This is a genomic window from Psychroflexus aurantiacus, assembly GCF_010820555.1.
Classification (GTDB): domain Bacteria; phylum Bacteroidota; class Bacteroidia; order Flavobacteriales; family Flavobacteriaceae; genus Psychroflexus; species Psychroflexus aurantiacus.
In genome coordinates this window covers 433738-444292 of the sequence record NZ_JAAIKD010000004.1, presented here as the reverse complement: position 1 = coordinate 444292, position 10555 = coordinate 433738, and the positions used below count along the sequence as shown (strand labels likewise).

Sequence of the window (10555 nt, the reverse complement as noted above, 5' to 3'; positions counted from 1 at the left end):
ACCCTTAATTACAGCCGTAATTAAGGGTTTTTTATTTTTAAGAAAGTCTTTAAATGAAATGGTTTATAGCTTTTTCGCCTTTATAAGCCTATGGCCTTCAGTGGTTTTTGCGAAAATCAGATAATCCGTATCACCCCCTGTTTTACAGTTCAATTTTTTTCTGAGATTCTCCGTCGATATTTTTATGTTTTTACTGATGATATTGACATATGTTCCCTTGTATTCTTTTTTTAAGTTTTTAAAATTTATGGAATCCACAGATTGGATTTCAAATATTTTACCCGGAAAGCTGGAAATCAGAATATTGGAAGTATATAGGTTGGTATTTTTTTCAAGCTTACCTAAACCGTATTTGGCGGCAAAATGATCAAACAGTCCAGATTTCATGATGCTTGAATTGAATTCATACAAGTAGTTTTCATATTTTGACCTTGAAACTAAATGAGACTGTAGCTTATCATGATCCATTTTTTGAAAGGAATATCTCCTGTGTGAATCGTAATTGTAAAGCTTTATCGTTCTGCTGTTCACAGTCCTCCAATCTATAATCCACAAGAGTTCCTTGACCTCGTTTTTAACGGATACAATATGTAATTCTTTAATTCCGGAAAGCTCCTTATACCCCATTTCAATGTCATACATCGGGGAAGTCTTAATCATAAGATTTTTGGATTTATCTCTTAGTAAGTCCTTATTTTCCAACACATTAGGTAAAGAGTCCTTGAGCATAAAGACTTTTTTAGACTTTGTTCTCCGTGACGGATCTACATAAATCCAATCGTATTTAAAATGGACCTGTCTTAAATAGGCGATGGAATCTACATGATGGCTTTGAACGTTTTCTAAGGATAAAATCTTAAAATTATGTCTGGCGATTTCAAATAGATCGCTGTTTAGTTCAGTATAGGTAAGTTCAGTGATACGTTTGGAAAAATAATAATCGTCTACCCCAAATCCCCCCGTTAAATCAATGAGCCGTGTTCCGGATATTGATTTAGATTTATGATTCGCTGTAATTTCAGAGGATGTCTGCTCTAAGTTAAGCTTTGGAGGATATATGATTTCCTGATGTTTAAACCAGGTGGGGAGTTTTTTTATAGCCTTTTTTTTTCCAACAATTTGATTCACCAAATGCTTTACGTCGATAGATTTAAAGGGACTTCCGCTTAGAATCAGCTTAGGTACAGGCGTGTTTAAATTGTCTTCAATAAAACGAAATACTTCAGGTTTTTTTAAGTCTTTAAATTTCTCTTGTGATTTCATGTAAAGCAATACCTAAGGATTGTGAAACATTTAAACTTGAATTTTTACCGAACATTTTAATATGGAAAATATGATCTAATTTTTGAAGTATATCCTCAGCTATTCCACGTTTTTCATTTCCTACCACCAACAGAACGCGATCGATTTTTTGCTCGCTTAATGTTGTGATGTCTTTACTAGTGCTGGTGATTTCCAAGCCAATTTTTTGTCCATCAAAATCATCTATTACCTTTTGGCAGTCCTCATAAAATGAAATGCTTACATTTTTCCATGTAGACCTGGACGTTCTTTTAAAGCGGGTGCTTTCAAGATCTTTTTGATTGGAATTATGTATCCAGATGTTTTGAACGCCAAAAGCCTCGGCATTTCTAAAAATACTTCCCAAATTTGCTGGACTACCCATTTCATCCAGCACTATGCTGATTTGAATCTTTGTACTAGTTCCAAAATTCACCTGGTGATGTTTTAGCTGCTGGTCTTTCATTGGTTAAACGCATATTTAAGAATATTGACACCCATCTTAAGAGCCTCTTGTCTTATGGCCTCGGGGTCCCCATGTACAGAAGCATCTTCCCAGCCATTTCCTAAATCGCTTTCGTAGGTGAATAAGACCATCAGTCTGCCTTGCTCATTTTCTATGCCATAGGCTATAGGGGGTTTCCCGTCATGTTCATGAATTTTAGGCAAGCCGTTTTTGAACGTAAATTTTGAAGTGAAAATGGGATGTGCGTTTGAAAGTTTTTTGAGGCCTCGATTGGGAAAAACCTTTTTGATAGCTTCTTCAAAATAAGGTTTTAAACCATAATTATCATCTGCGTGCAGAAATCCGCCACTGAGTAAATAAGCTCTCAGGTTTGAAGCCGCCTTATCGGAAAAATAAATATTACCGTGACCTGTAAGATGGATAAATGCATAATTAAATAGGTCTGGATCCTCAGGTTTTACTTCATTTATAGCATTACTAATTTTGCTGCCGGTTGTTTTATTGGTAAATGCTACCAGATTTGGTAAGGACGTAGGATTGCTGTACCAATCGCCTCCGCCTTCATACTTTAATAGAGCAATCTCCTGTGCACTGGAACTTCCTAAGCCGCAAATCAAGAATAAAAGAAAAATCAGTCTCATAAGGATTGGATTAAATGTACGGTATGACAGGCTACGATACCGGCCGTTTCAGTTCTTAGCCTTGAATCCGAAAGGGAAACAGCTTTGAATCCATTGCTTAGTGCTAACTCAATTTCAGCTTTAGAAAAATCGCCTTCAGGACCAATCAGGATTAAATTATAATCACCTACCACTTTAGAAAGACTTTCTTTAGGTTCGTCTTCACAATGGGCAATGCATTTTACGGCATCAAACCCGCCTTCGCTTTTTGGACCGGCAGGTTCAGATGTGATAAATTCGGAAAATGAAATCAGCGGATTCAGTTTTGGTATGAAAGGAGTCAAAGATTGCTTCATAGCAGCCTGTAAGACCTTTTCATAGCGCTCCGGTTTAATGGTTCTCCGTTCACTGTGTTCGCAAAGCAGGGGAGTGATTTCCTGTATTCCGATTTCAGTTGCCTTTTCCAGAAACCATTCCAATCTATCGTTGGTTTTGGTGGGCGCTATAGCGATATGAAGATGATGCTTGGAGGCTTCTTTTTCTTCCATTTTAAGCACTTCAATTTCGCACTTTTTTGGATGATTGCTCTTTAGGACTCCTTCAGCCAAAAGGCCTGAACCATTCGTAATAAAAACCTTGTCGCCGATATTTTTTCTAAGCACTTTTGACATATGCCGACTCTCAACGGGATTGACCTGTATCAACTGAGATGAAGAATCAAAATGGGGTTCATAGAAAAGCTGCATTATCTTGAGTTTTTAAAACATTAACTTTTTCATTTGAATTTGAAAGAGGAGTCGTTTCACGTATGTATGTCATTTTGATGCTTTTGAGCAAATTAGGTTTGTATTCAATACACAAATCAACATACCTAAAGGTTCTAAGTTAAATGGCATACCTCGCTTTTGAAGCAGTGGCTAAGTCTGTAAACAGATGTTGTTTAAATTTCAGATATCCTACAATTCCTATCATTGCCGCATTATCTGTACAGTATTCAAATTTTGGAATAAACACATTCCACTGATTATTTTGTTGTTTTTCTAAAAGTGCTTCCCGTATCCCGGAGTTTGCAGATACTCCACCACCAATGGCAATTTGCTTAATCCCTGTCTGCTTGACGGCTTTATTCAATTTGGATATCAATATGTCAACCACTTTGCTTTGAAAGGAGGCGCAAAGATCATTTAGGTTCTCTTCTATAAAGTTTGGATTCAGTTTCGTCTGTTTCTGAAGGAAATATAAAACTGAGGTTTTTAACCCACTAAAGCTAAAATCTAATCCTTTGACATTGGGTTTAGCAAATTCGAACTTTTTTGGATCTCCAAGCTTAGAATGCTTATCAATTTGTGGTCCTGCAGGATAGGGGAGATTGAACATTTTCCCACATTTGTCGAAAGCCTCACCAATAGCGTCATCCAGTGTTTCTCCAATCACTTCCATATCAAAATAATCCTTCACTTTCACGATCTGAGTGTGTCCGCCACTTATAGTTACCCCTAGGAAAGGGAACTTAGGGGGTTTTGAATTCGTGTCATTAATAAAATGAACAAGCAAATGTGCCTGCATATGATTGACTTCTATAAGTGGTATTTCCAGGGCCAGACTTAAAGATTTTGCAAAAGAACTGCCAACGAGTAAAGACCCCATCAATCCAGGACCTCTTGTAAAGGCTATAGCAGACAGGTCATTTTTAGTAATGCCTGCCTTTTTTAAAGCCTGGTCTACAACAGGTACAATATGCTGTTGGTGTGCTCTCGAGGCAAGTTCAGGAACCACACCACCATATTGCTTATGCACGTCCTGAGTCGCTACAATATTGCTCAGGACTTTATCGTCACAAAAAACAGCTGCAGACGTGTCATCACAAGACGATTCAATACCTAATATGTAATTGTTTTTGGTGGTGGTCATTTCTTTACTTCAAAACTTGATTCACAAGCAAAGCTAATTAAATTTGTGGCTTGATTGAAAGCATTTAGGACTAGTATTTGATATATCTTTGAAAAAAATATAATTATTAACGTGCTCAGGAAAATTTGGAATTTTATTAAAAAAACATTTGTAGCCATCATACTGGTGTTTTTGCTTTTTGTCTTAATTTTTTTGATTCCCCAAATTCAAACGTATTATGGTACTAAGCTCGCTGATAATTTTAATGAAGCTTACCAGACAGACCTGAGCGTAAGGGCACTGAAAGTTAATTATAAAGGGAATATAGTTCTAGAGGATCTGCTGCTTAGAGATGACTATGGGGATACCATCATCTTCGCCAAAACCCTATCTACGTCTTTAGTTAATATTGCTAATATCTCAGGCAATAATCTTCATTTTTCCAATACAGAATTTAACCAGCTTAAATTCAAACTGATACAGTATCGAAACGAAGAGGATGACGAATTTTCTAAGTTTATTAAAAAACTCAATGATACTACTTCTCAATCCAGAGCCCCTTTTCAGTTAAAAATCAACAGAGTGCTTGCTTTTGAAAGTGAATTTATCCTCATCAATAAAAATATAGATGCGGATCCGACTTTTTTTATCAAGAATATGGACTTTAATATATCTAATTTTAAGTTACTGGGACCGGATCTTGCATTGAATCTCAGACGTATGTCCGGTATTCTTAAGCAGGGAATCCTCGTTGAAGATTTCAATACACAGTTTTCTTACAGTCCTCAGCACATGGATTTTAAGGATCTGAAGCTGGATACGCCTTATTCCCATATTGAAGGCCAGCTTGATTTTGATTATAAGCGAGAAGATCTGCAGTATTTTTTTGATAAGGTAAGTCTTGAAGCCGATTTCAAACAGTCGCTCATTTCAAGTACAGATCTGAGACGCTTTTATGAAGGTTTTGGATATGGACAGGAATTAAGCCTGAGTGGGTTTGCCAAAGGGCAGCTTAATAATCTCGATCTTCAGAATTTAGATATTGAGGGAATTGATAATACACGTATTTCCGGTAACCTAAAACTCTTTAATTCTTTTGGAGATTCTCCTTTTAAGATGGATGGCTATGCTCTGGACATCACCACAACGTATAAAGACCTGATTGGGCTTTTTCCAACTGCCTTGAAACCCAATTTGCCTACCTATTTCAAATCCTTTGGAATAACCCGGCTCAAGGGAAAAATCGAATTATCAAATGAGGAATTGTTCACTGTTTTGAATATGAATACAGCGCTGGGAAATGCAGCAATGAATCTGAATTTTGATAACTACCAAAAACCAGAAACTGTAGAGTACAGCGGGTTTTTGGATGTATTTGAATTTGATTTGGGTGAATTTTTTGATAATAAATACCTAGGAAATATCACCTCAAGCCTCAAAGTAAATGGTTCCGGTTTTACAAAGTCTTCACTCAATACCTTGGCGATTGGAACCATCAATTCTATCAGGGTAAACGGGTATACGTATCGAGACATTAAACTTAACGGCAATTTGAAGGCACCTTACTTCAATGGAGAAATGCTAAGTTCAGATCCAAATTTTCAATTCTCTTTTGAGGGTTTGCTCGATGCTTCAAAAACAGAAAATGAATTTAATTTTAATGCCGATGTAAAATATGCAGATTTATATGCCTTGAATATTGTCCAGCGTGATACAATGGCCGATTTTCAGGGAAACTTAAGAGTTGATCTGAAGGGTAATTCTATTGATGATCTGAAAGGTCAACTCAGTTTCAATGCCTTGAAATATGAAAACGAACGCGAAATTTATGAATTTGAGGATTTGGTCATTAAATCCTCCTTTGAGGGTGACCAACAAACGATAAGCATAGATAGTCCAGATGTTGTAAGTGGAAAGTTGCAAGGCGAATTCAAATTATCGTCACTCCCTCAGTTATTTTCTGATGCTGTAGAAAACCTATATTTCAGGAGTAAGATAGATTCAAAACAAGATTATCAGTATGTTGATTTTGACCTGAACATATATAATAAAATTGTGGAAGTTTTCTTTCCTGAAATTGAAGTGGCCTCCAACACGTTTATAAGAGGAAGCATAGATGCTAGTGAAGCTGACTTTTCCTTGAATTTCAGGTCACCTCGCATCAGTATTTATGATAATGTTTTAGAAACTGTAAATATCCAGGTCGATACGGATAGTCCCTTGTATAATTCCTATGTTGAAATTGAAAATATCATGACTTCATTTTATGATATTTCGGATTTTAATATGATAAACGTAAATCTAAAAGACACTCTTTTTGTAAGGACTGAATTTAAGGGTGGGCAGCTTCAGGAAGATGATTTTAATCTAAGCATCTATCAAACCATCAATGATGATGATAGATCGACATTTGGTTTTAAACGCTCCAGTATTGTCTATAATGACAACCTCTGGTTTATCAATAAAGGCTCTGACAAGAACAATAAAGTGGAAGTAGAGCGTGGGTTCCAGAATTTTAATATAGACTCTTTAAAACTCTCCAGCGGAGTTCAGTCCATTATGCTCAATGGTGTTTTAAGAGATTCCACTTATAAAAATTTAAAACTGAGCTTGGATAAGGTAAAACTAGCCGATGTTATACCAAAACAGGATAGCATCAGGTTTTCGGGCACCTTAAATGGTGAATTAGACATTTTCCAGAAAAATGATATTTATGCCCCGAACCTCGATGTCGTTGTCGATGATTTAGAATTCAATAGTGTGAACTATGGTCAGTTTTCATTAGTAGCGAATGGGAATAAAGATTTGAGCTCATTTGGTATTGTCTCTGAATTGCAAACCAAAACCAATACCTTATTTAAAGCTGAGGGTTCTGTGTTTACAAAGCAAAATGATCAGTATTTTGATGTGAATGTAAATTTCAATGCATTCGATTTGAGTTCCTTCAGTGTCTTTGGTGCAGACGTCATTTCGAATATAAGAGGTTATGCCTCTGGAAATGTTGATGTCACAGGTGAGATAGGAAATCCGTTTTTTAACGGTGAACTAAGCTTAAGCGCTGCCGGACTTAGTGTTCCTTACCTCAATGTTGATTATGATTTTGAAGATGATTCCAGGATAGGATTCAAGGATAAAGAGTTTGTATTTGATGCTATTGAAATTACCGACACCAGGTATAAAACCGAAGGCTTATTAAATGGCACAATCAGCAATCAGAAATTTGAAGACTGGTTTTTAGACTTGAATATCAGCTCAGATAATCTTGTGGCTTTAGATACTCCGTTTAAAGATGGTGTGCTTTATTATGGCACTGCTTTTATAGATGGAAATGCCTCCATAGCAGGTCCTGTTGATGAAATTGAAATCAATGTAGAAGCTGAAACCCAGGAAAATACAGTGTTTAAAATTCCTTTGGACGACACCGAATCTCTTGGTGATAATTCATTTATCTATTTTTTAAGCCTGGAAGACAAGCGATCTCAGGAAGCAGGTCGAAAAATAAAGTTTAAAGAAGTTAAAGGCTTAAGTCTCAACTTCGATTTGGATATCACCAGGGATGCCGAAGTTGAAATCGTGGTAGATCCTGTGAATGGGAGTACTTTAAAAGGAAGGGGAGCCGGTACTTTACTGATTGAAATCAATACCAACGGAAAATTCAATATGTATGGTGATTTTGTGGCTTATGATGGAGAATATATTTTTAAATATTCCGGCTTAGTTCAAAAGCGATTTGAAGTGGTTCCCGGATCCAGCCTAACCTGGAATGGAGATCCAGTGCGGGCTAATATCGATATACAGGCTAAATATATCACGGAGGCTAACCCGGCTATCCTTCTGGAAAATCCTTCCATAAACCGTGAAATACCGGTAGAAGTTCTTATCAATTTAGGGGGTCAAATCGTTCAGCCCGATATTGAATTCAGCTTAAATTTCCCCAATTTATCTTCGGTGGTTAAAAGTGAGTTGGAATATCGAATTCAAGGCAGAGAAAATACAGAGCTTCAGGCTTTATCACTTGTAACGCAGGGGACGTTCTACAGCCAGGCTGGATTGGGTCAAAACGCAATCACGGGAAACCTGATCGAAAGAGCTTCCGGCATCGTAGATGATATAATATCCAAGGAAGATAACAAATTCAAACTTGGACTCAACTACCAGCAAAACGACAGGAGTTTAAGTCAAAACAACCTCGCGGACAGAGTAGGGCTTTCCATCAAAACAAAAATCACCGACAGAGTCTTAATCAACGGCAGATTTGGTGTTCCTGTGGGCGGTGTTACAGAATCTGTTGTCTTTGGGGATGTAGAAGTCAATTTTCTTTTGAATGAAACGGGGAGCCTTAGAGCAAACGTTTTCAACAGAGAAAGCGACATTCAGTTTATCGGGGAAGAGCTTGGCTATACCCAGGGGATAGGCCTTTCATATACCGTCGATTTTGATACGTTTAAAGAATTGATAAACAAAATCCTCAATGAAGAGTATTTAAAAAGAGAAAAAGAAAAAAATAAGGAAGTTGAAACTAGAATTGAATTACCGTCCTATATACGATTTCCGTCCAGCAGAAATTCTAATTGATTATTTTTTTCCAATACACAATCAGGGTCAGTACCGATAGCAGACATACCGAGACTGATATTGTAAATTGAAGCATGTTACTGTAAATAAGGTAACCCGTAGCAAATAATGCGGAGTAAACTCCCGCAACTCCTGCAATAAAGCCTATAATTTTATATTTAAAGCCTTCAAATTTATTATTCTTATCGAAGACTTTATTTTCAAAAGCAGCAAGGGTTTCTTTTGAGGAAGGCTTAGTTAACAAGGTAACAGCAACCCAAATACAGGTGGTTACCAGAACTCCTATAATAAGTTTGACATAAGATTCAATCTCCCAATAATCGTTCTTTTCTCCCACAAAGAAAATGACGGCAATAATAAAAGAAGACAACATCGCGGCTATTTCGCTATAGGGATTGATTTTATACCAGAACCATCTTAATATAAAAAGCAAACCTGTTCCGGCTCCTATTTGCAAGAGCAAATCGAAGGCTTCTTTAGCTTCCTCGAGAACCAGTGCCAAAAGCGCTGAAAAGACCATCATTAATAAAGTTGAAAGCCTGCCTACCATTACTTTATGACCTTCAGTAGCCCTAGGCTTTAAAAATCGCACATAAAAGTCATTAACCACATAACTACTTCCCCAGTTGAGATGCGTGGAGATCGTGCTCATGAACGCAGCGATTAAAGAGGTCACCACGAGCCCCAGTAAGCCTGCTGGCAGGTAAGACAGCATAGCAGCATAAGCCAAATCATCCTTGATAAAGTCTTGATTAAGGTCCGGGAAGGCCTGTGCCAAACTTTGGAGGTCTGGAAATAAAACCAAAGAGGCCAGACCGATGATAATCCAGGGCCAGGGCCTTACGGCATAATGAACAACGGTAAACAGCAGTGTAGCTAAGGTAGCATGTTTTGTGTTTTTGGCGGCTAACATTCGTTGTACGATATAGCCACCCCCGCCAGGTTCTGCTCCAGGGTACCAGACACTCCACCATTGCACAGCAAGGGGGACCACAAGAACCGGTATATAAACCTCTGGATTGGTGAAATCTGGAAAAATGGAGCTTTTATTCTGGACTTTTGGAATGGAAAGCAATTCCTGTATGCCCCCAATTTCTGGCATACCCACAATATAAATGGTGGCCCAGACACTTCCTGCAATAGCAATGGCAAATTGAACAAAATCGGTTAGAATGACTCCTTTCAGTCCGCCCAGCATCGAATACAGCACAGTCACCGAACAGGAAATGACCAGGGATTCAACCGCGGAAAAATTGAACATAACATGTCCGATTTTTATCGCTGCCAAACAAACCGTGGCCATGATAACAATATTGAAAAACACGCCCAAATATATAGCCCTGAAGCCTCTTAAAAAGGCGGCGCTCTTACCGTTATAACGAAGTTCGTAAAACTCAAGGTCAGTTGTGATTTCACTTTTTCTCCAAAGTTTGGAATAGAAAAAAACGGTAAGCATCCCCGTGAGTAGAAAACTCCACCAGACCCAGTTTCCAAACACACCATCATTTCTGACAATACCGGCAACCAGACCAGGCGTATCGGCAGCAAAGGTTGTAGCCACCATGGAGATACCAAGCAGCCACCAGGACATATTTCTACCGGACAGAAAAAAATTCTTTGCGTTTTTACCGCTGGATTTTGAAGCATAGAGACCTATTCCTAAGCTCAATGCGAAAAAAGCAATGATAATGACCCAGTCTATAAGGCTTAGAAGCATATACGT

General features: G+C 37.8%; 7 protein-coding genes. 1 reads left to right on the top strand and 6 read right to left on the bottom strand.

Features of this window, described 5'->3' with window-relative positions; translation table 11 throughout:
• Nucleotides 1-63: 63 nt before the first annotated feature.
• The 5 genes from G3567_RS09530 to tsaD form a co-directional block, all read right to left on the bottom strand.
• Nucleotides 64-1263 (bottom strand): THUMP-like domain-containing protein, encoded by a 1200-nt coding sequence (locus tag G3567_RS09530; RefSeq protein WP_164005089.1) that lies wholly within the window; start codon nt 1261-1263, stop codon nt 64-66.
• Nucleotides 1241-1747 carry a TrmH family RNA methyltransferase gene (locus G3567_RS09525; RefSeq protein ID WP_164005088.1) on the bottom strand — a complete coding sequence of 169 codons (507 nt, stop codon included), beginning with the start codon at nt 1745-1747 and terminating at the stop codon, nt 1241-1243. Before G3567_RS09525 ends, G3567_RS09530 begins: the two co-directional genes overlap by 23 nt.
• The gene (locus G3567_RS09520) at nt 1744-2388 is read right to left on the bottom strand and encodes a DUF4159 domain-containing protein (RefSeq protein WP_164005087.1); all 645 of its coding nucleotides are present in this window, start codon (nt 2386-2388) and stop codon (nt 1744-1746) included. Before G3567_RS09520 ends, G3567_RS09525 begins: the two co-directional genes overlap by 4 nt.
• Entirely contained in the window at nt 2385-3113 is a 729-nt protein-coding gene (locus G3567_RS09515; protein ID WP_164005086.1) for a 16S rRNA (uracil(1498)-N(3))-methyltransferase, read from the bottom strand. The genes G3567_RS09520 and G3567_RS09515 overlap by 4 nt, the downstream gene beginning before the upstream one ends.
• Nucleotides 3114-3252: 139 nt before the next feature.
• Entirely contained in the window at nt 3253-4278 is a 1026-nt protein-coding gene (gene tsaD / locus G3567_RS09510; protein ID WP_164005085.1) for a tRNA (adenosine(37)-N6)-threonylcarbamoyltransferase complex transferase subunit TsaD, read from the bottom strand.
• A gap of 111 nt (nt 4279-4389) precedes the next feature.
• Between tsaD and G3567_RS09505 the strand changes: the two genes are divergently transcribed.
• Nucleotides 4390-8832, top strand: coding sequence for a translocation/assembly module TamB domain-containing protein (locus G3567_RS09505; protein ID WP_164005084.1), 4443 nt, complete (start codon nt 4390-4392; stop codon nt 8830-8832).
• Here the strand turns inward: G3567_RS09505 and G3567_RS09500 are convergent.
• On the bottom strand, nt 8825-10549 hold the full coding sequence (locus G3567_RS09500; protein WP_164005083.1) for a sodium:solute symporter family protein: 1725 nt from the start codon (nt 10547-10549) through the stop codon (nt 8825-8827). The two genes, G3567_RS09505 and G3567_RS09500, sit on opposite strands and share 8 nt — an antisense overlap.
• Nucleotides 10550-10555: the final 6 nt, after the last annotated feature.